This window comes from Pseudomonas sp. GW821-FHT07F01 (assembly GCF_059418825.1).
On the sequence record NZ_JBWKQO010000005.1, the window covers coordinates 256,859 to 278,634 of the forward strand.

Consider the following 21,776-nt stretch of genomic DNA (forward strand, 5'->3'; position numbering starts at 1 on the left):
GGCTGCCATGTTACGTACTATTAACTTCATGGGCGTGCGCAACGTTGCGTTCGGCGTCACTGTGCTGCTCACCATCCTGGCGTTGTTCAGCTGGTTCCACAAAGGCTTGAACTACGGTCTGGACTTCACCGGCGGCACGCTCATCGAGCTGACCTACGAGCGTCCGGCAGACGTGATGAAGGTGCGTTCGCAGCTGAACGACGCCGGTTATCACGAAGCCATCGTGCAGAGTTTCGGTGCGACCACCGACCTGCTGGTGCGGATGCCGGGCGAAGACCCGCAGCTGGGCCACCAGGTGGCTGAAGCGCTGCAGAAGGTTGGCGGTGACAACCCGGCGCAGGTCAAGCGCGTCGAGTTCGTCGGCCCGCAGGTGGGTGAAGAGCTGCGCGACCAGGGTGGCCTCGGCATGCTCATGGCGCTGGGCGGCATCCTCATCTACCTGGCGTTCCGCTTCCAGTGGAAGTTCGCGGTCGGTGCCATCGTCTCGCTGATCCACGACGTGATCGTGACCGTGGGTATCCTGTCGTTTTTCCAGATCACCTTCGACCTGACGGTGCTGGCGGCGGTACTGGCGATCATCGGTTACTCGCTCAACGACACCATCGTGGTGTTCGACCGGGTGCGTGAGAACTTCCGTGTGCTGCGCAAGGCCAGCCTGATCGAGAACATCAACATCTCGACCACCCAGACCCTGCTGCGCACCATGGCTACTTCGATCTCCACCCTGCTGGCGATCGTGGCCCTGCTGTTCTTCGGTGGCGACAACCTGTGGGGCTTCTCCATCGCCCTGTTCGTCGGTGTGTTGGCGGGTACCTACTCGTCGATCTACATCGCCAACGTGGTGCTGATCTGGCTGAACCTGAACAGTGAAGACCTGATTCCTCCGGCCAATACCGAGAAGGAAGTGGACGACCGTCCTTGATGGCCTGACCTGTTCCGGCTGTCAGTTAAAAAGGCGCGAGTGTTGAACTCGCGCCTTTTTTTTTGCTCCAAGGCTGGGAGAAGCGCGGGCTTTTGACCCGCATGTATGGTCAGGAGGTTCACGTGAACAAGTCGTTGCTGGTTGGTGCGGTATTGGGTGCTGTCGGTGTCACCGCCGGGGGTGCTGTTGCCACCTACAGCCTGGTTAAAAGCGGCCCTGAGTATGCGCAAGTGCTGGCCGTTCAGCCGGTCAAGCAACAGATCAAGACCCCGCGGGAAGTCTGCAAGGACGTCGCCGTGACCCGGCAGCGCCCGGTCAAGGATGAGCATCAGATCCTGGGCACCGTGGCTGGCGCAGTGGGCGGTGGCCTGTTGGGCAGCATGATCGGTAATGGCAATGGCAAGAAACTCGCCACGGTTGCCGGTGCTGTTGGTGGGGGCTATGCGGGGAACAAGGTGCAGGAAGGCATGCAGGAGCGTGATACCTACACCACCACCCAGACTCGCTGTAACACGGTCAATGACATCAGTGACAAGATCGTTGGTTATGACGTGAAGTACGACCTGGGTGGCAAGCAGGGCCAGGTGCGTATGGATCGGGATCCGGGCAACCAGATTCCGGTGGATAAAGAAGGGCGCCTGATTCTCGGTCAGAACCAGAATCAGCCCGGCCAGTAACCCTCAATTGCAGGAGCCTGTTTGCCGGCGAAGGCGATCTCAAGGTCCCATTCGCCGGCAAGCTAGCTTCTACGGCAATTGCGGGCATAAAAAAAGCACCCCTTGGGGTGCTTTTTTTGTCGCTGGTGCTTAGCGCTTCAGCGAAGCCGGCAGGTGCGGCTGGATGGCGGTCAGAACTGCCTTGAAGCATTTGGTGTTGCCGGCCACGACGTGGCCTTTTTCCAGGAAGTCGTGACCGCCGGTGAAGTCGCTCACCAGGCCGCCGGCTTCCTGGATCAGCAGGGCGCCTGCTGCCATGTCCCATTCGGACAGGCCCGATTCCCAGAAGGCGTCAAAGCGACCGGCGGCGACGTAGGCCAGGTCCAAGCTTGCTGCGCCAGCGCGACGGATGCCTGCAGTCTGGCCGACCAGGGCGCGGAACATGCCCAGGTAGTTGTCCAGGTTGTCCATCTGGTCGTCACGGAAGGGGAAGCCGGTGCCCAGCAGGGCGCCGTCCAGGCTGGTGCGGCCGCTGACCCGCAGGCGACGACCGTTCAGCTGGGCACCGCGGCCACGGCTGGCGGTGAATTCTTCCTGGCGAACCGGGTCCAGAACCACGGCGTGTTCCAGGCGGCCACGGTATTTGCAGGCGATGCTCACGGCAAAGTGCGGGATGCCACGCAGGAAGTTGGTGGTGCCGTCCAGCGGGTCGATGATCCACAGGTAGTCTTCGCCTTCGCCGCTGCCGGCGTGCAGGCCGGTTTCTTCGCCGAGGATGGCGTGGGTCGGGTAGGCTTTGCGCAGCGCGTCGATGATCTTCTGCTCGGCAGCGCGATCAACTTCGGATACGTAGTCTTTGGCGTCTTTTTCGTCGACCTTGATGGTATCCAGGCGCTCGATGGAGCGGAAAATCAATTCACTGGCGCTGCGGGCGGCGCGCAGCGCGATATTCAGCATTGGCTGCATGGATAGGTCACCTAAGGTTGTTAAAGAAAGCCGAGCATTCTAGCAGAAAACTTTTGCAGATGAAGGTCGGCGTTCGCTTTGATTGCATTGATCCGCTGTGTGGCGCATTTCGTCAGCGGGTATTGGCCGCTCCTGTCACGGGCTCTCAATAAGGCAGCGGAATTGGCAGATGGTTATTTTTGAGGCGGTGGTGCAGCCTGTTCTGTAATATTTGCTCCCCCTTCCCGTGTCCGAGAGCGCCTCCCTTGCTGCAGAACATTCGTGTCGTCCTGGTCAATACCAGTCATCCGGGCAATATCGGCGGGGCTGCGCGTGCCATGAAGAACATGGGCTTGTCGCGGCTGGTGCTGGTGGAGCCGCGGGTATTTCCGTCCCATGAGGCGGATGCGCGGGCTTCTGGTGCCACCGATATTCTCGAAAATGCCCGGGTGGTGGCGACGCTGGAGGATGCTCTGGCGGGTTGCACCCTGGTGTTCGGCACCAGCGCTCGTGATCGGCGCATTCCCTGGCCGCTGCTGGATCCCCGCGAGTCGGGCCTCAAGGTCGTGGAGGAGGCCGGGCAGGGGGCGCAGATCGCTCTGGTGTTCGGTCGTGAAGATTCCGGCCTGACCAATGACGAACTGCAGCGATGTCATTTCCATGTGCATATCCCGTCGGATCCGGAGTTCAGCTCGTTGAACCTGGCCACGGCGGTGCAAGTGCTGACCTATGAAGTGCGCATGTCCTGGTTGGCAGCCCAGGGCCAGCCGAGCAAGGTGGAGAAGGATGAGGTGGCGTCGCCGCGCAGTGATGAGCTGGCAACCATGGATGAGCTGGAGCGGTTCTACGAGCACCTGCAGCAAACCCTGGTGGCCATCGACTTCCTCGATCCGGAGAAACCTCGACACTTGATGGCGCGCTTGCGTCGGTTGTACGGTCGCAGCTCGGTCAGCCGGGCGGAAATGAATATATTGCGAGGCATCCTCACGGAAACCCAGAAAGCGGCTCGTGGGGAGCTACAGAAGCGGAAGGATCAGTGATGTTCGAACGTCTGCGTGAAGATATCCAAAGTGTTTTCCATCGTGACCCGGCAGCGCGCAACGCCTTTGAGGTGCTGACCTGCTACCCGGGGATGCATGCGATCTGGATCCATCGCCTGTCCGGCGCCTTGTGGGGGATGGGCTGGAAGTGGCTGGCGCGGCTGGTCTCGAACTTCGGGCGCTGGCTGACCGGGATCGAGATTCATCCGGGGGCCAAGGTCGGTCGTCGCTTCTTTATTGACCATGGAATGGGCATCGTCATTGGCGAAACCGCCGAGATCGGTGATGACGTCACGCTTTACCAGGGGGTGACCCTGGGTGGCACCAGTTGGAATAAAGGCAAGCGCCACCCGACCCTGGAAGATGGTGTGGTGGTGGGGGCTGGCGCCAAGGTGCTGGGGCCGTTCACGGTCGGGGCCGGGGCCAAGGTCGGTTCCAATGCCGTGGTGACCAAGGCAGTGCCGGCCGGTGCGACCGTAGTGGGGATTCCGGGGCGGATCATCATGAAATCCAATGATGAGCAGGAAGCCAAGCGCAAGGCCATGGCGGAAAAGCTCGGCTTCGATGCCTATGGCGTCAGCGAAGACATGCCTGACCCCGTGGCGCGGGCCATTGGTCAGTTGCTTGATCACCTGCAAGCGGTCGATGGTCGTCTAGAGGGGATGTGTGGCGCGCTGAAGGATCTGGGCAGTGACTACTGCGCCAAGGACTTGCCTGCCCTGCGTGAAGAAGACTTCGCTGAAGTCAAGGGCAAGGGCGACAGCCAGGTCGGCTGATGCCCCGCAAACCGGCTTCTCCTGCAGGAGCCGGTTTGCCGGCGAAAAAGCCCCCGAGATGCCATAAGCGACCCGCGGGTCAGTTGTTGCCATCGCGCTGTGCCATTACGTCGCAGACTTTGCTATGATTCGCGCGCTCTTTTGCGGGTAAATCCGACTAAAGTAGTTGGTCTTATAGTTGACCTGATTACTCGGGTATTGCATACTCGCCTCCATTCCGAAACTCCGTGGTACTTGTCCATGCGACTGACTACTAAAGGCCGATACGCCGTGACCGCCATGCTCGATCTGGCGTTGCACGCGCAACATGGCCCGGTCTCCCTGGCCGATATCTCCGAGCGCCAAGGCATTTCCCTGTCCTATCTCGAACAGCTTTTCGCCAAATTGCGCCGTAGCAATCTTGTGTCCAGCGTCCGGGGTCCTGGTGGCGGCTATCAGCTGTCCCGCGACATGCAGGGGATCCAGGTGGCCCAGGTGATCGATGCGGTGAACGAATCGGTCGATGCAACCAAATGCCAGGGGCTGGGTGATTGCCATGCCGGCGACACCTGCCTGACGCACCACCTGTGGTGCGATCTGAGCCTGCAGATCCACGAATTTCTAAGCGGTATCAGCTTGGCTGACCTTGTCACTCGCCGTGAGGTGCAAGAAGTAGCCCAGCGTCAGGACCAGCGCCGTTGTAATGGCAAGGCGCCGCGCCTGGACAAGATTGAAGCGTCCGCCGTCGAATGACAGCCAAAGAGCTAGCGGCACGCCAGCCAGCCTGATTTAGGAGAGAGTCCATGAAATTGCCGATTTACCTTGATTACTCAGCGACCACCCCGGTTGATCCGCGCGTCGCGCAGAAAATGAGTGAATGCCTGCTGGTCGACGGGAACTTCGGTAACCCGGCGTCCCGCTCCCACGTGTTTGGCTGGAAAGCCGAAGAGTCGGTGGAAAACGCCCGTCGCCAAGTGGCCGACCTGGTTAACGCCGACCCGCGTGAAATCGTCTGGACTTCCGGTGCTACCGAATCCGACAACCTGGCAATCAAGGGTGTCGCGCATTTCTACCACACCAAGGGCAAGCACCTGATCACCTCGAAGATCGAGCACAAGGCTGTCCTGGACACCATGCGCCAACTCGAGCGTGAAGGCTTCGAAGTGACCTACATCGAGCCGGGCGAAGACGGCCTCATCACTCCGGCCATGGTCGAAGCAGCCCTGCGTGACGACACCATCCTGGTTTCGATCATGCATGTGAACAACGAGATCGGCACCATCAACGACATCGCTGCCATCGGCGAACTGACCCGCTCCAAGGGCGTGTTGTTCCACGTCGACGGCGCTCAGTCCACCGGCAAGGTCGACATCGACCTGCAGGCCCTGAAGGTCGACCTGATGTCCTTCTCCGCCCACAAGACCTACGGCCCGAAAGGGATCGGCGCGCTGTACGTCAGCCGCAAGCCGCGGGTGCGCCTGGAAGCCACCATGCACGGCGGTGGTCACGAGCGCGGCATGCGTTCCGGCACCCTGGCTACTCACCAGATCGTCGGCATGGGCGAAGCCTTCCGCGTGGCCAAGGAAGACATGGCTGCCGAGAACCTGCGCATCAAGGTCCTGAGCGACCGCTTCTACAAGCAGGTCGAGCACCTGGAAGAGCTGTACATCAACGGCAGCATGACTGCCCGCGTACCGCACAACCTGAACCTGAGCTTCAACTACGTTGAAGGCGAGTCGCTGATCATGGCCCTCAAGGACCTGGCAGTGTCTTCCGGTTCGGCCTGTACTTCGGCCTCCCTGGAGCCTTCCTACGTGCTGCGTGCCCTGGGTCGCAACGACGAGCTGGCTCACAGCTCGATCCGCTTCACCTTCGGCCGCTTCACCACTGAAGAAGAAATCGATTACGCGGCGCAGAAAGTCTGCGAAGCCGTTACCAAGCTGCGCGCTCTGTCGCCGCTGTGGGACATGTACAAAGATGGCGTCGATATCTCGAAGATCGAGTGGGCGGCGCACTGAATATAAGTCGCCGCACAGGGTTCTGTAGAGCGTACCGATAACGGCGATTTGCAGAACCCAAGAGCGACTCTCTGATGAGTGAGGATTAAGAATCATGGCTTACAGCGAAAAGGTCATCGACCACTACGAGAACCCGCGCAACGTCGGCAAGATGAACGCGGAAGATCCGGATGTCGGCACCGGCATGGTCGGCGCTCCTGCCTGCGGCGACGTGATGCGCCTGCAGATCAAGGTCAATGAGCAGGGCATCATCGAAGACGCCAAGTTCAAGACCTATGGCTGCGGTTCCGCCATTGCTTCCAGCTCCCTGGCCACTGAGTGGATGAAGGGCAAGACCCTGGATGAAGCCGAAACCATCAAGAACACCCAGCTGGCTGAAGAGCTGGCCCTGCCTCCCGTGAAGATTCACTGCTCGGTACTCGCCGAAGACGCCATCAAGGCCGCCGTACGCGACTACAAGCAGAAGAAAGGCCTGATCTGACCGATCGGCTTTCACAGATTTGGCGACAAGTAAGGAGTCACGATGGCTATCAGCATGACAGAAGCGGCTGCTCAACACGTGCGACGCTCCCTCAACGGGCGCGGCAAGGGTGATGGGATTCGTCTGGGTGTTCGCACCACGGGCTGTTCCGGCCTTGCCTACGTGCTGGAGTTCGTCGACGAGATTGGCGAGGACGATCAGGTATTCGAGAGTCACGGCGAGAAAGTGATCATCGATCCGAAAAGCCTGACCTATCTGGACGGCACCGAACTTGATTTCGTCAAGGAAGGGTTGAACGAAGGCTTCAAGTTCAACAACCCCAACGTGCGCGGTGAGTGTGGCTGCGGCGAAAGCTTCAACATCTGAGGCTTGTCGTGGGTACTCCTTGTCATTTCGCTTTATTTGAGCTGCAACCGAGCTTCCGCCTGGATCTCGAGCAGTTGGCCGCGCGCTACCGCGAGTTGGCGCGTGGGGTTCATCCAGACCGTTTTGCCGATGCTTCCGAGCGCGAGCAGCGCCTGGCCCTGGAGCAGTCGGCAAGCCTCAACGAGGCTTACCAGACCCTCAAGAGCCCGCCCAAGCGCGCCCGTTACCTGCTGGCTTTGAATGGCGGCGAGTTGCCGCTGGAAGTCACGGTGCATGATCCGGAGTTTCTTCTGCAGCAGATGCAATGGCGCGAAGAACTCGAGGATTTGCAGGACAGCGCCGACCTGGCCGGAGTGGCGGCATTCAAGCGTCGGCTCAAGACAGCCCAGGATGAACTGAATGAAAGCTTCGCAGCCTGTTGGGATGATGCGGCGCAACGCGAGCAGGCCGAGCGCCTGATGCGGCGCATGCAGTTCCTCGACAAGCTCACCTACGAAGTGCGCCAGTTAGAAGAGCGCCTCGACGATTAACCCAGTGCCGCTCCGGTCGCACGCCTGATATACAGATAAGTCCAGATAAGCATGGCCCTACTGCAGATCGCCGAACCCGGCCAAAGTCCTCAACCGCACCAGCGTCGCCTGGCTGTGGGGATCGACTTGGGCACTACCAATTCGCTGGTCGCTGCCTTGCGCAGTGGTCTTTCCGAGCCGCTGGCCGACGCGCAGGGGCAGGTGATTCTGCCGTCCGCGGTGCGTTATCACGCCGACCGCGTCGAGGTGGGCGAGTCTGCCCGCCTGGCTGCACCTACCGACCCTTTGAACACCGTGCTTTCGGTCAAGCGCCTGATGGGGCGTGGCCTGTCCGACGTCAAGCAGCTGGGTGAGCAACTGCCCTATCGCTTCGTCGAGGGCGAGTCGCACATGCCGTTCATCGAGACCATCCAGGGGCCGAAAAGCCCGGTGGAGGTATCGGCTGAAGTGCTCAAGGTGCTGCGTCAGCGTGCTGAGGCGGCCCTGGGTGGCGAGCTGGTAGGTGCGGTCATCACCGTTCCTGCCTATTTCGACGACGCCCAGCGCCAAGCCACCAAGGATGCGGCCAAGCTGGCCGGCCTAAATGTGCTGCGCCTGCTCAACGAGCCGACCGCGGCGGCTGTGGCTTATGGTCTGGATCAGCATGCCGAAGGCGTGGTGGCGATCTATGACTTGGGTGGCGGCACCTTCGATATTTCCATTCTGCGCCTGACCGGCGGCGTCTTCGAAGTCTTGGCTACCGGTGGCGATACTGCCCTGGGCGGCGATGACTTCGATCACGCCATTGCCGGCTGGATCATCGAGGGCGCGGGCCTGTCCGCCGACCTCGACCCGGGTACCCAGCGCAGTCTGTTGCAAGCCGCTTGTGCGGCCAAGGAAGCCTTGACCGGCGCCGCGTCCGTGGAAGTGGTGTATGGCGATTGGCGTGCCACCCTGACTCGCGACGCCTTCGACGCCCTGATCGAGCCGATGGTTGCCCGCAGCCTCAAGGCCTGTCGTCGTGCTGTACGCGATTCCAATGTCGAATTGGATGAAGTGCAGGCGGTGGTCATGGTGGGCGGTTCGACTCGTGTGCCGCGTGTGCGTGAGGCGGTGGCTGAAATGTTCGGTCGCCAGCCGTTGACCGAGATCGATCCGGATCAAGTGGTGGCCATTGGGGCCGCGATCCAGGCCGATACCTTGGCCGGCAACAAGCGCGAAGGCGGCGAATTGCTGCTGCTGGACGTGATTCCGCTGTCCCTGGGGTTGGAAACCATGGGCGGGCTGATGGAGAAGGTGATTCCGCGCAACACCACCATTCCGGTTGCCCGTGCCCAGGACTTCACCACCTACAAGGATGGCCAGACGGCCATGATGGTTCATGTGCTGCAGGGCGAGCGCGAGCTGATCAGCGACTGCCGCTCCCTGGCGCGTTTCGAATTGCGCGGCATCCCACCGATGGTGGCCGGTGCGGCGAAGATCCGCGTGACCTTCCAGGTCGACGCCGATGGCCTGCTCAGCGTTTCTGCGCGAGAGCTGGGTTCGGGCGTCGAAGCCAGCATCCAGGTCAAGCCATCCTACGGTCTGACCGACGGCGAGATCGCCAAGATGCTCAAGGATTCCTTCCAGTACGCCGGCGACGACAAGGTGGCCCGTGTACTGCGCGAGCAGCAGGTTGATGCTCAGCGCCTGATCGAGGCGGTGCAAGGTGCCTTGGACGCCGATGGCGAGCGTCTGCTGGACGCCGAAGAGCGCATGGTTATCGAGCTGCAGATGCAGGAATTGAGTGAATTGATGCGTGGCACCGATGGTTATGCCATCGAGCAGCAGACCAAGCGTCTGTCGCAAGTGACCGATGCCTTTGCTGCCCGACGCCTGGATTCGACGGTGAAAGCCGCGCTGGCGGGGCGCAACCTGAATGAAATCGAGGAATAACTGATGCCGCAGATCATTTTTCTGCCACACGCCGTGTTCTGTCCGGACGGCCTGGTTGTAGAGGTCGAGCCTGGCGTCTCGGTGCTCGAGGTGGCGCATGACAACCACATCGAGATCGAAAGTGCCTGTGGCGGCGTCTGTGCCTGCACCACCTGCCATTGCATCATTCGTGAAGGCTTCGACTCGCTGAACGAGGCTGACGAGCTGGAAGAAGACCTGCTGGACAAGGCCTGGGGCCTGGAAGCGCAGTCGCGCCTGTCCTGCCAGGCCATCGTCGGCGATGAAGACCTGACCGTCGAAATTCCAAAATACTCGCTCAACCATGCAGCCGAAGCGCCGCACTGATTTCAAGGAACTGGCATGAGCCTCAAGTGGGTTGATGTACTGGAAATCGCGATCCAACTGGCTGAGTCCAAGCCGGATGTGGATCCGCGTTATGTGAACTTTGTCGATCTGCACCAATGGGTTCTGGCACTGCCGGAGTTCAGCGACGATCCGGCTCGCGGAGGCGAGAAGGTTCTTGAAGCAATTCAGGCCGCCTGGATCGACGAAGCTGACTGAATCCGCGGGCTACGCAGTTAGGCAATCCCTATAAACCCGCGTATAATTCGCGGGTTTAATTTTTCGCTTTAATCACCGTTTCTGGAGTTACACCATGGCTGTTCAACGTACTTTCTCCATCATCAAGCCTGACGCTGTTGCAAAAAACGTTATCGGCAAGATCGTTTCCCGTTTTGAAGAAGCCGGCCTGCGCGTTGTAGCTTCGAAAATGAAGCAACTGTCCAAGGCTGAAGCTGAAGGCTTCTACGCTGAGCACAGCGAGCGTGGCTTCTTCGGCGAACTGGTTGCCTTCATGACTTCCGGCCCGGTTGTTGTTCAGGTTCTGGAAGGCGAAAACGCCATCGTTCGCAACCGTGAGCTGATGGGCGCTACCAACCCTAAAGAAGCTGCTGCCGGCACCATCCGTGCTGACTTCGCCGAGTCCATCGACGCCAACGCCGTTCACGGTTCGGACTCCGAAGCTGCCGCTGCTCGCGAAATCGCTTACTTCTTCGCAGCTACTGAAGTAACCGCTCGCTGAGTAAGGCTTGCGCGTGAGAGGTGAAACCATGACTGCATCGATCGGCAAAACTAACCTGTTGGGGCTTACTCAACCGGAAATGGAGAAATTCTTCGACTCAATCGGGGAGAAGCGTTTCCGTGCCGGTCAGGTAATGAAATGGATTCACCACTTTGGCGTCGATGATTTCGACGCCATGACGAATGTCGGCAAGGCCTTGCGCGAAAAGCTCAAGGCTGTTGCCGAGATTCGCGGTCCGGAAGTGGTCAGCGAGGACATCTCCAGCGACGGCACCCGTAAATGGGTGGTGCGCGTGGCGTCCGGCAGCTGCGTCGAGACCGTCTACATTCCCCAGGGCAAGCGCGGCACTCTGTGCGTTTCGTCCCAGGCGGGCTGTGCCCTGGATTGCAGTTTCTGCTCCACCGGCAAGCAAGGCTTCAACAGCAACCTCACCGCCGCCGAAGTCATCGGCCAGGTGTGGATTGCCAACAAATCCTTTGGCAGCGTCCCGGCGACCGTCGACCGTGCCATCACCAACGTGGTGATGATGGGCATGGGTGAGCCGCTGCTGAACTTCGACAACGTCATCGCTGCCATGCACCTGATGATGGACGACCTGGGCTACGGCATCTCCAAGCGCCGGGTGACCCTGTCGACCTCCGGCGTGGTGCCGATGATCGATGAGCTGGCCAAGCACATCGACGTCTCGCTGGCGTTGTCTCTGCACGCACCCAATGATGCGCTGCGCAACCAGCTGGTACCGATCAACAAGAAGTACCCGCTGAAGATGCTGCTCGAGTCCTGCCAGCGCTACATGTCGGCCCTGGGTGAGAAGCGTGTGCTGACCATCGAGTACACCCTGCTCAAAGACGTCAACGACAAGCTTGAGCACGCGGTGGAGATGATCGAGCTGCTCAAGGATGTACCGTGCAAGATCAACCTGATCCCGTTCAACCCGTTCCCGCATTCCGGGTACGAGCGTCCGAGCAACAATGCCATTCGTCGCTTCCAGGACCAGCTGCATCACGCCGGTTTCAACGTCACCGTGCGCACCACGCGTGGTGAAGACATCGATGCCGCCTGCGGTCAGTTGGTCGGGCAGGTGCTGGACCGCACCCGTCGTAGCGAACGCTATATCGCCGTGCGTGAGTTGAGCGCCGACGCCGATATGCCGCAAAGCGCCGCAACCCGTACCTGAGAGAGGATCTCCATGGCCCTGCGCTTTGCGCTGCTCCTGCTTGTTGCCAGCCTATGTGCTGGCTGTGTTCTGTCGGGTGATTCCAACCCGATGAACACCAGCAAGGGGCGCGACGAGGCGCGCGAGGCCTATGTGCAGTTGGGCCTGGGCTACTTGCAGCAGGGCATGAGCGAGCGGGCCAAGGTGCCACTGAAGAAAGCCCTGGAACTGGCCCCCGCCGATGCCGACGCCAATGCTGCCCTTGCACTGGTGTTCCAGGCCGAGATGGAACCGGCCCTGGCCGACGAGCATTTTCGCCAGGCCCTGGCGGCGCGTCCGGACAGTGCCCGGATCCTCAATAACTACGGCAGCTTTCTGTTCCAGGAAAAACGTTACAAAGAGGCTTATCAGCGCTTTGAGCAAGCCGCTGCTGATACTCTGTACCCCGAACGTTCCCGAGTGTTTGAAAACCTCGGCATGACCGCTTCAAGGCTTGGCCAGCGTGATCTGGCCCAGCTGCAGCTGGAAAAGGCCTTGCGTCTCAATCATCAACAGCCCCGTGCATTGCTGGAAATGGCTGAGTTGTCTTACGAAGACAGGCATTATGTGCCCGCGCGCGACTATTACGATCGTTTTAGCCTGCTCGGCGAGCAAAATGCACGTAGTCTATTGCTCGGCGTTCGGCTGGCAACGGTGTTCGAAGATCGCGACAAGGCCGCCAGTTACGGTCTGCAACTAAAACGACTTTATCCCGGTACGCCGGAATATCAGCAATACCTGTCGGAGCAATGATGAAAGCGGCCCATCCCGAAGTTCAAGCAGTGACTCGCGTAAACCCCGGTGAGACCCTGCGTCAGGCCCGCGAAAGCAATGGTTGGTCGCTGGCCGAAGTGGCCCACAAGCTCAACCTCACCGTGAGCTCCCTGAGCAACCTGGAAGCTGGCGCCTTCGACAAGCTGCCGGGGCACACTTTCGCCCGTGGCTATATTCGTGCCTACGCCAAATTGCTGGGCATGGATCAGGCGGTACTGGTCCAGGAGTTCGATCAATACACCGGTACCGACTCCCAGGGCAGCAGCGTCCATGCCCTGGGGCGCATCGAAGAGCCGGTGCGGGTTTCCCACACTATCTTGCGCATTGTCAGTTTGCTGCTGCTGGTGGCGGTGGTTGGTGGCGGTTTCATCTGGTGGCAGGATCAGTCCTCCCAGCGCGGCAAGGAGCCGGTCTCCCTGAGCCCCGAGCATGTCGAGGTCGAAGGCGCCGACGGCACTACCCAGATTCATCCTATCGACGAGCCCGAAGACCAGGCGGTTGCCGAGGGGCAGAGCGAAGCGCTGGACAACGCCGCTCAAAGCGAAGGCCAGGCAGCGAGCGAGACTCCTGCCGCCCCAGCCGTTTCGACCGCGCCGGCGCCGGCTGCCACTGCGTCCGTCCCCGCAGCTCCTGTGCACAACGCGCCGGCTCCGGCGCCTGTCGCACCGGCTGCCGTGGCGCAAGCGCCTGTCACGCCGACCGCGCCTGCTGCTGCGGTTGCTCCGGGCAGCGCAGCGGCAACTGCAGTTGCAGGCGCGGGCCAGGTACAGATCCAGTTCAGTGCCGACTGCTGGGCCCAGGTCATCGATGCCAACGGCAAGGTTCTGCTCAGCGCCCTCAAGCGCAAGGGTGAAAATGTCGATGTCAGCGGCAAGCCGCCTTTTGCCGTACGTCTGGGCTATGCCCGTGGCGCACAAATCACTTACAACGGTCAGGCGGTGGATATCGCCCCGTTCACCAGCGGCGAGACTGCTCGCCTGAAGTTAGGTCAATAAGTCATGCACGGCGAATCTCCAATCAAGCGTCGCGAATCCCGCAAGATCTGGGTCGGCTCGGTACCGGTCGGAGGCGATGCCCCGATTGCGGTGCAGAGCATGACCAACAGCGACACCAACGACGTGGCCGCAACCGTCGCCCAGATCAACCGCCTGGAAGCCGCCGGTGTCGATATCGTGCGGGTTTCGGTGCCGGACATGGACGCCGCCGAGGCGTTCGGCCGGATCAAGCAGCAGGTCAAGGTACCGCTGGTGGCCGACATCCACTTCGACTACAGGATCGCGCTGCGCGTGGCCGAACTGGGCGTCGATTGCCTGCGCATCAACCCGGGCAATATCGGTCGTGAAGACCGGGTACGCGCGGTGGTGGATGCTGCCCGTGATCGCGGGATCCCGATCCGTATCGGGGTCAACGCCGGTTCCCTGGAAAAAGACCTGCAGAAAAAATACGGCGAACCGACCCCGGCTGCATTGGTGGAGTCGGCGCTGCGTCACGTAGAGCACCTGGAACGCCTGAATTTCAAGGACTTCAAGGTCAGCGTGAAAGCCTCGGACGTGTTCATGGCCGTCGAGGCCTACCGCCTGCTGGCCAAGGAAATCATCCAGCCCCTGCACCTGGGGATCACCGAAGCCGGTGGTTTGCGTTCAGGCACAGTGAAATCCGCCGTCGGCCTCGGTATGCTGCTGGCCGAAGGAATTGGCGATACCATTCGCATTTCGCTGGCGGCCGACCCAGTCGAGGAGGTGAAGGTCGGCTACGACATTCTCAAGTCCCTGCACCTGCGTTCCCGTGGCATCAACTTCATCGCCTGCCCGAGCTGCTCGCGGCAGAACTTCGATGTGGTGAAAACCATGAACGAACTGGAAGGACGGCTTGAAGACCTGTTGGTGCCGTTGGATGTTGCAGTGATCGGTTGCGTGGTCAACGGTCCGGGTGAAGCCAAAGAGGCGCACATCGGCCTGACCGGTGGTACACCGAACCTGATCTACATCGATGGCAAGCCGGCACAGAAACTGACCAATGACAATCTGGTGGACGAGCTTGAAAAGCTGATCCGGCAGAAGGCGGCCGAAAAGGTCGAGGCCGACGCAGCGCTGATCGCTCGCGGCTAACCGAACGTATTTAAGGATTTTTTGTGAGCAAGTCTCTGCAAGCCATTCGTGGCATGAATGACATCCTGCCCGAGCAGACGCCCCTGTGGCGTTATTTCGAGGGTACTGTGGCGCGCCTGCTGGATAACTACGGTTACAAGCAGATCCGCATGCCGATCGTCGAGTTCACCGAGCTGTTCAAGCGCTCCATCGGTGAAGTGACCGACATCGTCGAAAAAGAGATGTACACCTTCGAAGATCGCAACGGCGACTCCCTCACCCTGCGTCCGGAAGGCACCGCAGCGTGCGTGCGTGCGGTGCTCGAGCACGGCATCACTGGCGGTGGCCAGGTGCAGAAGCTGTGGTACATCGGCCCGATGTTCCGTCACGAGCGCCCGCAGAAAGGCCGTTATCGCCAGTTCCACCAGATCGGTTGCGAGGTATTCAACCTCGACGGGCCGGACATCGATGCTGAACTGATCGTGCTGACCTGGCGCCTGTGGGGCGAGCTGGGCATCCGTGATGCGGTCAAGCTCGAACTCAACAGCCTGGGTACCGCCGAAGCGCGTGCGCGCTATCGCGACGCGCTGGTGGAGTTCCTGTCGGCGCGCATGGACAAGCTGGACGAAGACAGCCAGCGCCGCCTGAAGACCAACCCGCTGCGGGTGCTGGATACCAAGAACCCGGACACTCAAGCCGTGCTGGTGGATGCGCCCAAGCTGGCCGACTACCTGGACGAAGAGTCCCGCGTGCACTTCGAAGGCCTCAAGGCCCGCCTGGATGCTGCGGGTATCCCCTATGTGATCAACCCCAAGCTGGTGCGCGGGCTGGATTACTACAGCAAGACTGTTTTCGAATGGGTCACCGACAAGCTCGGTGCCCAGGGCACTGTCTGTGCCGGTGGCCGTTACGATGGCCTGGTGGAGCAGATGGGCGGCAAGCCTACGTCGGGCGTTGGCTTTGCCATGGGGATCGAGCGTCTGGTGCTGCTGCTGGAAACCCTGGAGCAGGTCCCGGAAGAGATCTCGCGTCAGGTCGACGTTTACCTCTGCGCCTTCGGTGAGGCCGCCGAACTGGCCGCTCTGGCGCTGAGCGAGCGTGTTCGCGATCAATTGCCGAACCTGCGTCTTCAGATCAATGCCGGTGCTGGCAGCTTCAAAAGCCAATTCAAGAAGGCCGACAAGAGCGGCGCGCTGTATGCGCTGATCCTCGGTGACGACGAATTGGCCCAGCAAGTGGTAGGTTTCAAACCCCTGCGTGGCCAGGGCGAACAACAAAGCATTGCCTGGGATGCACTCGCTGCGCACCTGGCCACCTGCGTCGTGCAGGGTTGAAGCTGTCAAACAGCCGATTTAGCGAATAAGGAGTATTGGGGTGTCGAGTACCGAAGATGAACAGCTGGCGGAATTGAAAGACTGGTGGCAGCGTAACGGCAAACCCCTGGTGACTGGCGGCCTGCTGGCCCTGGTTATCGTGTTCGGCTGGCAAGCCTGGCACAAGTATCAGAACAATCAGTCGCAAGGCGCTTCGGTGCTCTATCAGCAACTGCTGGAAACTACCCTGACGCCGGATGGCAAGCCGGATGCGGCTCGTGTTACGGACCTGGCGGGCAAGCTCAACAGCGAGTTCGGCGGTACTGCCTACGCGCAGTACGGCAACCTGTTCGTGGCCAAAGTGGCAGTAGACACCGGCAAGCTGGACGATGCAGCGGCACAGCTCAAGGCCGTGGCCGACAAGCCCGCCAACCCGACCCTGGGTGAAGTGGCGCGTCAGCGCCTGGCACAGGTACTGGCGGCGCAGAACAAGGCCGACGAGGCTCTGAAGCTGCTCGACGGCGATGCCGACAAGGCATTCCTGGCGACTCGTGAAGAACTCAAGGGCGATCTGCTGGTCCAGCTGGGCCGTGTGGACGAAGCCCATGCGGCATACCAAAAAGCCAAGGCGGCGCTCTCGGATGAAGCGGCAGTCGGTGGCCTACAAATCAAGCTGGACGACCTGGCCAAAGGGGATGCATGACGTGATCCGTTGGAAACATGCAGCATTGCTGGCTCTGGCCTTGTTGGCCGCGGGTTGCAGCAGCAACAGCAAGAAAGAACTGCCACCGGCGGAACTGGTCGACTTCAAAGAAGAAGTGGTCCTGCAGAAGCAGTGGAGCCGTTCGATCGGTGACGGTCAGGGCGAAACCTACAACATGCTGGTGCCAGCCATCGATGGTGACACCATCTATGCCGCTGACGTGACCGGCGTGGTGGTTTCCATGGATCGCATGAACGGCGACGTCAAATGGAAGAAAGATCTCGAACTGCCTGTTTCCGGCGCCGTTGGCGTGGGTTATGGGCTGGTCATGATCGGCACTCTGAAAGGCGAAGTGGTTGCCCTGGATGCCTCCAGCGGTGAAGAGAAATGGCGTGCCCGTGTGACCAGTGAAGTGCTGGCTCCGCCAGCTACCAACGGTGACGTGGTGGTGGTGCAGACTCAGGACGACCGCGTGATTGGCCTTGAAGCCAGCACCGGTCACCAGATCTGGCTCTACGACAGCACTCCAGCGGTGTTGACCCTGCGGGGCACCAGTGCGCCGTTGGCGACCAACCGTCTGGCCCTGGCCGGTCTTTCCACCGGCAAGGTGGTCGCGCTGGATATTCGCAACGGCGTGCCGGTGTGGGAGCAGCGTGTAGCCATTCCACAAGGCCGTTCCGAACTGGATCGGGTCGTGGACATCGACGGTGGCCTGCTGCTGTCCGGTGGCACCCTGTACGTTGCCAGCTACCAGGGGCGTGTGGTTGCCCTGGACCTGGAGAGCGGCCGTCCGCTGTGGCAGCGTGATGCTTCCAGCTACGCCGGTGTGGCCCAAGGGTTCGGCAGCGTTTATGTCAGCCTGTCCTCGGGTACCGTGGAAGGCGTGGACGAGCGTTCGACTACCGCGCTGTGGAGCAACGACTCCCTGGCTCGCCGCCAACTGTCGGCACCGGAAGTCTTCTCCAGCTACGTGGCCGTGGGCGACCTGGAAGGTTACCTGCACCTGCTGAGCCAGGTTGACGGTCGCTTCGTCGGTCGTACGCGCATTGATAGCGACGGCCTGCGTGCTCGTCCGCTGGTGGTGGGCGACATGATTTATGTGTATGGCAACAGCGGCAAACTGGAAGCCCTGACCATCAAGTAATGGTTTGACTATGCTTGGGGTGATCCCCAAGCGAACTGCAGGAGCGAGCGTGCTCGCGATGGATGCCAGGTGACGCCAGCTTGCTGGACGAGCGCGGCGCCATGGAGTTAATCGCGAGTACGCTCGCTCCTACAGTGCTGCCCCGAGCACCAGCCGCTGCCTCGCAGCGGCTTTTGTATTTTCTGAATTAACGCAGTGGAGAGCCGCATGGTTCCCGTAATCGCCCTGGTGGGCCGACCTAACGTCGGCAAGTCCACCTTGTTCAACCGCCTGACTCGGACTCGCGACGCCATTGTCGGCGACCTGTCCGGTCTGACCCGTGATCGCCAATACGGTGAGGCCAAGTGGCAAGGGCGTACCTATATTCTGATCGACACCGGCGGTATCTCCGGTGACGAGCATGGCATGGATGAAAAGATGGCCGAGCAGTCGCTGCTGGCCATCGAAGAAGCTGATGTGGTGTTGTTCCTGGTGGACGCCAAGGCCGGGTTTACCGCGGCCGACCAGATGATCGGCGAGCACCTGCGCAAACGTAACAAGACTTCCTACGTGATCGCCAACAAGGTCGACAACATCGACCCGGACATGGCCCGCGCCGAGTTCGCGCCGCTGGGCATGGGCGATGCCATCCCGATCGCCGGTGCTCATGGCCGCGGTATCACCCAGATGCTGGAAATCGCCCTGAGCGAATTCCCCAAGGATGACGCTGACGAGCCGGAAGAAGGCGAGGAAGAGATCGTTGCCGAGGGTGAGGAAGCCAAGCGCATTCCGGGCCCGAGCGAGAAGGACGGGATCAAGATCGCCATCATCGGTCGTCCCAACGTCGGCAAGTCGACCCTGGTCAACCGCATGCTCGGTGAAGACCGGGTGATCGTCTATGACCAGCCCGGCACCACCCGCGACAGTATCTACATCCCGTTCGAGCGCAACGACGAGAAGTACACCCTGATCGACACCGCCGGTGTGCGCAAGCGCGGCAAGATCCACGAGGAAGTTGAAAAGTTCTCGGTGGTCAAGACGCTGCAGGCGATCAAGGACGCCAACGTGGTGATCTTTGTCATGGACGCCCGCGAAGGTGTGGTGGACCACGACCTGAACCTGCTGGGCTTTGCCCTGGAAGCCGGTCGGGCCCTGGTGATCGCCCTGAACAAGTGGGACGGCATGCAGCCGAGCGAGCGCGACTACGTGAAGACCGAGCTGCAACGCCGGCTGTTCTTCGTCGACTTCGCCGATATCCACTTCATCTCGGCGCTGCACGGTACCGGTGTGGGCAACCTCTACCAGTCGGTGCAGAACTCCTTCAAGTCGGCGGTAACCCGCTGGCCCACCAGCCGCCTGACGCAGATCCTCGAAGATGCCGTTGGCGAGCACGCGCCGCCCATGGTCAACAATCGCCGGATCAAACTGCGCTACGCCCACTTGGGTGGTGCCAACCCGCCGCTGATCGTGATCCACGGCAACCAGGTGGAGAAGGTGCCCAAGTCTTATGTGCGCTATCTGGAAAACACCTACCGTCGAGTCTTGAAGCTGGTAGGTACGCCGATCCGCATCGAGTTCAAGGGCGGCGAGAACCCGTACGAAGGCAACAAGAACACGCTGACCGACCGCCAGGTCAACAAGAAGCGTCGCTTGATGTCGCACCACAAGAAGGCCGACAAGAAGCGCCGCGACAAGCGCTGACCGGCTTAGGCGCCGGCTTGCCGGTGAAGCTCCGGACCTGCTTCAGAGCTTCGCTGGCAAGCCAGTTCCTACGGGATCTGTGTGGATAAGAGGGCGCCCCGGGCGCCCTTTTTCATGCCTGGCGTTTGGGCTATTCTCGGGGGCCTCCGCGCCGCCGTAGTGCGGACTGCTCAGCAGGGAATCCTCATGATCATCAGTAAGTTGCCGAATGTCGGCACCACCATCTTCACGCAAATGTCCCAGCTCGCGGTGGAAACCGGAGCGCTCAACCTGTCCCAGGGCTTTCCTGATTTCGATGGCCCGCAAGCCCTGCGTGATGCGCTTGGCTGGCATGCCGCCAATGGCCATAACCAGTACGCACCCATGACCGGCCTACCGGCACTGCGCCAGCAGGTCGCCGCGAAAATCGCCCGCAGCTATGGCGTCCAGGTCGATGCGGACGCTGAGGTGACCATCACCCCCGGTGCGACCCAGGCAATCTTCTGTGCCATCCAGGCGGTGATCCAGCGCGGTGACGAAGTCATTGTGTTCGACCCCAGTTACGACAGCTATGAGCCGTCGGTGGAGCTGGCCGGTGGGCGTTGTGTGCATGTGCCGTTGGCCGGGCAGGGCTTTGCCCTCGATTGGCAGAAACTCGGTGAAGCCCTGAGTCCGCGCACGCGGATGATCATCCTCAATTCGCCGCACAACCCCAGTGGTGCCTTGATCAGCCGCGCCGAGCTGGACCAGTTGGCCGCCCTGATCCGTGATCGCGATATTTATCTGGTCAGTGACGAGGTCTACGAACACCTGGTGTTCGATGGCGTACCCCATGTCAGTGTGCTGGCCCATGAGGAGCTGTATCAGCGGGCCTTCGTGGTCAGCTCGTTCGGCAAGACCTACCACGTGACCGGCTGGAAGACCGGTTATGTGGTTGCACCACCGGCCCTGAGCGCCGAGCTGCGCAAGGTGCATCAATATGTCAGCTTCTGCGGGGTCACGCCTTTGCAGTACGCTCTGGCGGACTTCATGGCCGAACACCCGGAACATGTCGAAGAGTTGCCGGCCTTTTACCAGGCCAAGCGTGATCTGTTCTGCGATCTGCTGAGCGCCTCGCGTTTCAGCTTCAACCGGGTGTCGGGTACCTATTTTCAATTGGTGGACTATTCGCTGATTCGTCCAGACTTGAATGATGTCGACATGGCGATATGGATGACCCGCGAACACGGCGTGGCGGCCATTCCGGTGTCGGTGTTCTATCAGCAGCCGCCCCAGGGGCAGCGCCTGGTGCGTCTGTGTTTTGCCAAGCGCGAGGAGACGTTGCGCCAAGCAGCGGAGAAACTATGCGTGATCTGAGTGCATTACCCGATCTGAATCTGGCCCTGATCCAGACCACCCTGGCCTGGCACGACCGCCAGGCCAACTTCGAGCATTTCGAGCAGTTGCTGGAGCAGGCCCGTGGTGCAGATCTGATCATCCTGCCGGAAATGTTTACCACCGGATTCTCCATGGAATCCGCGACTCTCGCGGAAGCGGAGAATGGCCCTACCAGCAAATGGCTACGTGGCCAGGCGAAGAAGCTGAATGCGGTGATCACCGGCAGCGTGATAATCCAGGCAGCGGATGGCAGCCATCGCAATCGCTTGCTGTGGGCGCGCCCCGACGGTGAGGTCTGGCACTACGACAAGCGCCACCTGTTTCGCATGGCCGGCGAGCACAATCACTACACGCCGGGGGAACGGCAGGTACAGTTCGAGCTCAAGGGTTGGCGTATTCGCCCGCTGATCTGCTATGACCTGCGGTTCCCGGTGTGGAGCCGGGACGCCCAGGACACCGACCTGCTGCTCTACACCGCCAATTGGCCGGGTGCCCGCCGCCTGCACTGGAATCGCCTGCTGCCAGCCCGGGCCATTGAAAACCTCTGCTACGTTGCGGCGGTGAACCGGGTGGGCACCGACGGCAAGGGCTTTGCCTATACCGGAGACAGCCAGGTTCTGGACTATCAGGGCGAAACCCTGCTCAGCGCCGGGGAGGCCGATGGCGTCTTCCAGGTGTGCCTGAACGCGGGTGAACTGGCGGCTTACCGTGCGCGTTTTCCGGCGAACCTCGACGCCGATACCTTCATGTTCACTTAGGATCGCATCGGCACTGCACACTTTTTTACAGGTTGCGAATATCAAGCTTCGAGGGTGA

The 21,776-nt window shown here is 60.8% G+C and carries 24 protein-coding genes; 23 read left to right on the forward strand and 1 reads right to left on the reverse strand.

Going from position 1 to position 21,776, the window contains the following annotated elements; genetic code table 11:
* Positions 1–7: 7 nt before the first annotated feature.
* Together secF and AC07R1_RS19520 are read left to right on the forward strand one after the other, a co-directional pair.
* Positions 8–922: a protein translocase subunit SecF gene (gene secF, locus AC07R1_RS19515; RefSeq protein ID WP_011063222.1), complete on the forward strand. Its 915-nt coding sequence runs from the start codon at positions 8–10 to the stop codon at positions 920–922.
* A 122-nt stretch (positions 923–1,044) separates the two neighbouring features.
* Complete coding sequence (locus tag AC07R1_RS19520; protein ID WP_011063221.1) at positions 1,045–1,599, forward strand: glycine zipper 2TM domain-containing protein; 555 nt, start codon at positions 1,045–1,047, stop codon at positions 1,597–1,599.
* A 129-nt stretch (positions 1,600–1,728) separates the two neighbouring features.
* On the opposite strand, the gene suhB is transcribed toward AC07R1_RS19520, so the two are convergent.
* Positions 1,729–2,544 carry a type III secretion system regulator SuhB gene (gene suhB, locus AC07R1_RS19525; protein WP_011063220.1) on the reverse strand — a complete coding sequence of 272 codons (816 nt, stop codon included), beginning with the start codon at positions 2,542–2,544 and terminating at the stop codon, positions 1,729–1,731.
* Between the two features lie 245 nt (positions 2,545–2,789).
* Here suhB and trmJ point away from each other — a divergent pair, with 245 nt between their 5' ends.
* From trmJ to AC07R1_RS19630, 21 genes are all read left to right on the forward strand, one after another.
* On the forward strand, positions 2,790–3,563 hold the full coding sequence (gene trmJ, locus AC07R1_RS19530) for a tRNA (cytosine(32)/uridine(32)-2'-O)-methyltransferase TrmJ (protein ID WP_495110861.1): 774 nt from the start codon (positions 2,790–2,792) through the stop codon (positions 3,561–3,563).
* On the forward strand, positions 3,563–4,339 hold the full coding sequence (gene cysE, locus AC07R1_RS19535) for a serine O-acetyltransferase (RefSeq protein ID WP_011063218.1): 777 nt from the start codon (positions 3,563–3,565) through the stop codon (positions 4,337–4,339). Before trmJ ends, cysE begins: the two co-directional genes overlap by 1 nt.
* Before the next feature lie 240 nt (positions 4,340–4,579).
* On the forward strand, positions 4,580–5,071 hold the full coding sequence (gene iscR, locus AC07R1_RS19540; protein ID WP_011063217.1) for a Fe-S cluster assembly transcriptional regulator IscR: 492 nt from the start codon (positions 4,580–4,582) through the stop codon (positions 5,069–5,071).
* A 50-nt stretch (positions 5,072–5,121) separates the two neighbouring features.
* Positions 5,122–6,336: an IscS subfamily cysteine desulfurase gene (locus AC07R1_RS19545; RefSeq protein WP_495110862.1), complete on the forward strand. Its 1,215-nt coding sequence runs from the start codon at positions 5,122–5,124 to the stop codon at positions 6,334–6,336.
* Positions 6,337–6,430: 94 nt separating this feature from the next.
* A complete protein-coding gene (gene iscU, locus AC07R1_RS19550; protein WP_007929523.1) occupies positions 6,431–6,817 on the forward strand; it encodes a Fe-S cluster assembly scaffold IscU in 387 nt (128 codons plus the stop codon).
* Between the two features lie 42 nt (positions 6,818–6,859).
* The gene (gene iscA / locus AC07R1_RS19555) at positions 6,860–7,183 is read left to right on the forward strand and encodes an iron-sulfur cluster assembly protein IscA (RefSeq protein WP_007929524.1); all 324 of its coding nucleotides are present in this window, start codon (positions 6,860–6,862) and stop codon (positions 7,181–7,183) included.
* An 8-nt stretch (positions 7,184–7,191) separates the two neighbouring features.
* On the forward strand, positions 7,192–7,713 hold the full coding sequence (hscB, locus tag AC07R1_RS19560) for a co-chaperone HscB (RefSeq protein ID WP_011063215.1): 522 nt from the start codon (positions 7,192–7,194) through the stop codon (positions 7,711–7,713).
* Between the two features lie 51 nt (positions 7,714–7,764).
* Positions 7,765–9,627: a Fe-S protein assembly chaperone HscA gene (gene hscA, locus AC07R1_RS19565; protein ID WP_011063214.1), complete on the forward strand. Its 1,863-nt coding sequence runs from the start codon at positions 7,765–7,767 to the stop codon at positions 9,625–9,627.
* A 3-nt stretch (positions 9,628–9,630) separates the two neighbouring features.
* The gene (gene fdx, locus AC07R1_RS19570) at positions 9,631–9,972 is read left to right on the forward strand and encodes an ISC system 2Fe-2S type ferredoxin (protein ID WP_011063213.1); all 342 of its coding nucleotides are present in this window, start codon (positions 9,631–9,633) and stop codon (positions 9,970–9,972) included.
* A gap of 15 nt (positions 9,973–9,987) precedes the next feature.
* Positions 9,988–10,188 (forward strand): Fe-S cluster assembly protein IscX, encoded by a 201-nt coding sequence (iscX, locus tag AC07R1_RS19575; protein WP_011063212.1) that lies wholly within the window; start codon positions 9,988–9,990, stop codon positions 10,186–10,188.
* 94 nt (positions 10,189–10,282) lie between these two features.
* A complete protein-coding gene (ndk, locus tag AC07R1_RS19580; protein WP_011063211.1) occupies positions 10,283–10,708 on the forward strand; it encodes a nucleoside-diphosphate kinase in 426 nt (141 codons plus the stop codon).
* Between the two features lie 28 nt (positions 10,709–10,736).
* Complete coding sequence (gene rlmN / locus AC07R1_RS19585) at positions 10,737–11,885, forward strand: dual-specificity RNA methyltransferase RlmN (protein ID WP_011063210.1); 1,149 nt, start codon at positions 10,737–10,739, stop codon at positions 11,883–11,885.
* Positions 11,886–11,897: 12 nt separating this feature from the next.
* Positions 11,898–12,656, forward strand: coding sequence for a type IV pilus biogenesis/stability protein PilW (gene pilW / locus AC07R1_RS19590; RefSeq protein ID WP_011063209.1), 759 nt, complete (start codon positions 11,898–11,900; stop codon positions 12,654–12,656).
* Complete coding sequence (locus tag AC07R1_RS19595; protein WP_015636879.1) at positions 12,656–13,672, forward strand: RodZ domain-containing protein; 1,017 nt, start codon at positions 12,656–12,658, stop codon at positions 13,670–13,672. The genes pilW and AC07R1_RS19595 overlap by 1 nt, the downstream gene beginning before the upstream one ends.
* A 3-nt stretch (positions 13,673–13,675) precedes the next feature.
* Entirely contained in the window at positions 13,676–14,785 is a 1,110-nt protein-coding gene (gene ispG / locus AC07R1_RS19600; protein WP_047289125.1) for a flavodoxin-dependent (E)-4-hydroxy-3-methylbut-2-enyl-diphosphate synthase, read from the forward strand.
* A gap of 23 nt (positions 14,786–14,808) precedes the next feature.
* The gene (gene hisS / locus AC07R1_RS19605; RefSeq protein WP_011063206.1) at positions 14,809–16,098 is read left to right on the forward strand and encodes a histidine--tRNA ligase; all 1,290 of its coding nucleotides are present in this window, start codon (positions 14,809–14,811) and stop codon (positions 16,096–16,098) included.
* A 40-nt stretch (positions 16,099–16,138) separates the two neighbouring features.
* Positions 16,139–16,780 carry a tetratricopeptide repeat protein gene (locus tag AC07R1_RS19610; RefSeq protein WP_011063205.1) on the forward strand — a complete coding sequence of 214 codons (642 nt, stop codon included), beginning with the start codon at positions 16,139–16,141 and terminating at the stop codon, positions 16,778–16,780.
* On the forward strand, positions 16,773–17,924 hold the full coding sequence (bamB, locus tag AC07R1_RS19615; protein WP_011063204.1) for an outer membrane protein assembly factor BamB: 1,152 nt from the start codon (positions 16,773–16,775) through the stop codon (positions 17,922–17,924). The genes AC07R1_RS19610 and bamB overlap by 8 nt, the downstream gene beginning before the upstream one ends.
* A gap of 207 nt (positions 17,925–18,131) precedes the next feature.
* On the forward strand, positions 18,132–19,604 hold the full coding sequence (der, locus tag AC07R1_RS19620) for a ribosome biogenesis GTPase Der (protein ID WP_011063203.1): 1,473 nt from the start codon (positions 18,132–18,134) through the stop codon (positions 19,602–19,604).
* Positions 19,605–19,790: 186 nt separating this feature from the next.
* Entirely contained in the window at positions 19,791–20,939 is a 1,149-nt protein-coding gene (locus AC07R1_RS19625) for a pyridoxal phosphate-dependent aminotransferase (RefSeq protein ID WP_495110863.1), read from the forward strand.
* Entirely contained in the window at positions 20,927–21,718 is a 792-nt protein-coding gene (locus AC07R1_RS19630; RefSeq protein ID WP_011063201.1) for an amidohydrolase, read from the forward strand. Before AC07R1_RS19625 ends, AC07R1_RS19630 begins: the two co-directional genes overlap by 13 nt.
* Positions 21,719–21,776: the final 58 nt, after the last annotated feature.

Coding starts and splice junctions, on each gene's coding strand:
- iscR (WP_011063217.1), top strand. CDS start 4,580: ATGCGACTGACTACTAAAGGCCGATACGCCGTGACCGCCATGCTCGAT.
- fdx (WP_011063213.1), top strand. CDS start 9,631: ATGCCGCAGATCATTTTTCTGCCACACGCCGTGTTCTGTCCGGACGGC.
- cysE (WP_011063218.1), top strand. CDS start 3,563: ATGTTCGAACGTCTGCGTGAAGATATCCAAAGTGTTTTCCATCGTGAC.
- AC07R1_RS19545 (WP_495110862.1), top strand. CDS start 5,122: ATGAAATTGCCGATTTACCTTGATTACTCAGCGACCACCCCGGTTGAT.
- iscX (WP_011063212.1), top strand. CDS start 9,988: ATGAGCCTCAAGTGGGTTGATGTACTGGAAATCGCGATCCAACTGGCT.
- der (WP_011063203.1), top strand. CDS start 18,132: ATGGTTCCCGTAATCGCCCTGGTGGGCCGACCTAACGTCGGCAAGTCC.
- AC07R1_RS19625 (WP_495110863.1), top strand. CDS start 19,791: ATGATCATCAGTAAGTTGCCGAATGTCGGCACCACCATCTTCACGCAA.
- pilW (WP_011063209.1), top strand. CDS start 11,898: ATGGCCCTGCGCTTTGCGCTGCTCCTGCTTGTTGCCAGCCTATGTGCT.
- iscA (WP_007929524.1), top strand. CDS start 6,860: ATGGCTATCAGCATGACAGAAGCGGCTGCTCAACACGTGCGACGCTCC.
- iscU (WP_007929523.1), top strand. CDS start 6,431: ATGGCTTACAGCGAAAAGGTCATCGACCACTACGAGAACCCGCGCAAC.
- rlmN (WP_011063210.1), top strand. CDS start 10,737: ATGACTGCATCGATCGGCAAAACTAACCTGTTGGGGCTTACTCAACCG.
- hscA (WP_011063214.1), top strand. CDS start 7,765: ATGGCCCTACTGCAGATCGCCGAACCCGGCCAAAGTCCTCAACCGCAC.
- AC07R1_RS19630 (WP_011063201.1), top strand. CDS start 20,927: ATGCGTGATCTGAGTGCATTACCCGATCTGAATCTGGCCCTGATCCAG.
- bamB (WP_011063204.1), top strand. CDS start 16,773: ATGCATGACGTGATCCGTTGGAAACATGCAGCATTGCTGGCTCTGGCC.
- ispG (WP_047289125.1), top strand. CDS start 13,676: ATGCACGGCGAATCTCCAATCAAGCGTCGCGAATCCCGCAAGATCTGG.
- secF (WP_011063222.1), top strand. CDS start 8: ATGTTACGTACTATTAACTTCATGGGCGTGCGCAACGTTGCGTTCGGC.
- ndk (WP_011063211.1), top strand. CDS start 10,283: ATGGCTGTTCAACGTACTTTCTCCATCATCAAGCCTGACGCTGTTGCA.
- suhB (WP_011063220.1), bottom strand. CDS start 2,544: ATGCAGCCAATGCTGAATATCGCGCTGCGCGCCGCCCGCAGCGCCAGT.
- AC07R1_RS19595 (WP_015636879.1), top strand. CDS start 12,656: ATGAAAGCGGCCCATCCCGAAGTTCAAGCAGTGACTCGCGTAAACCCC.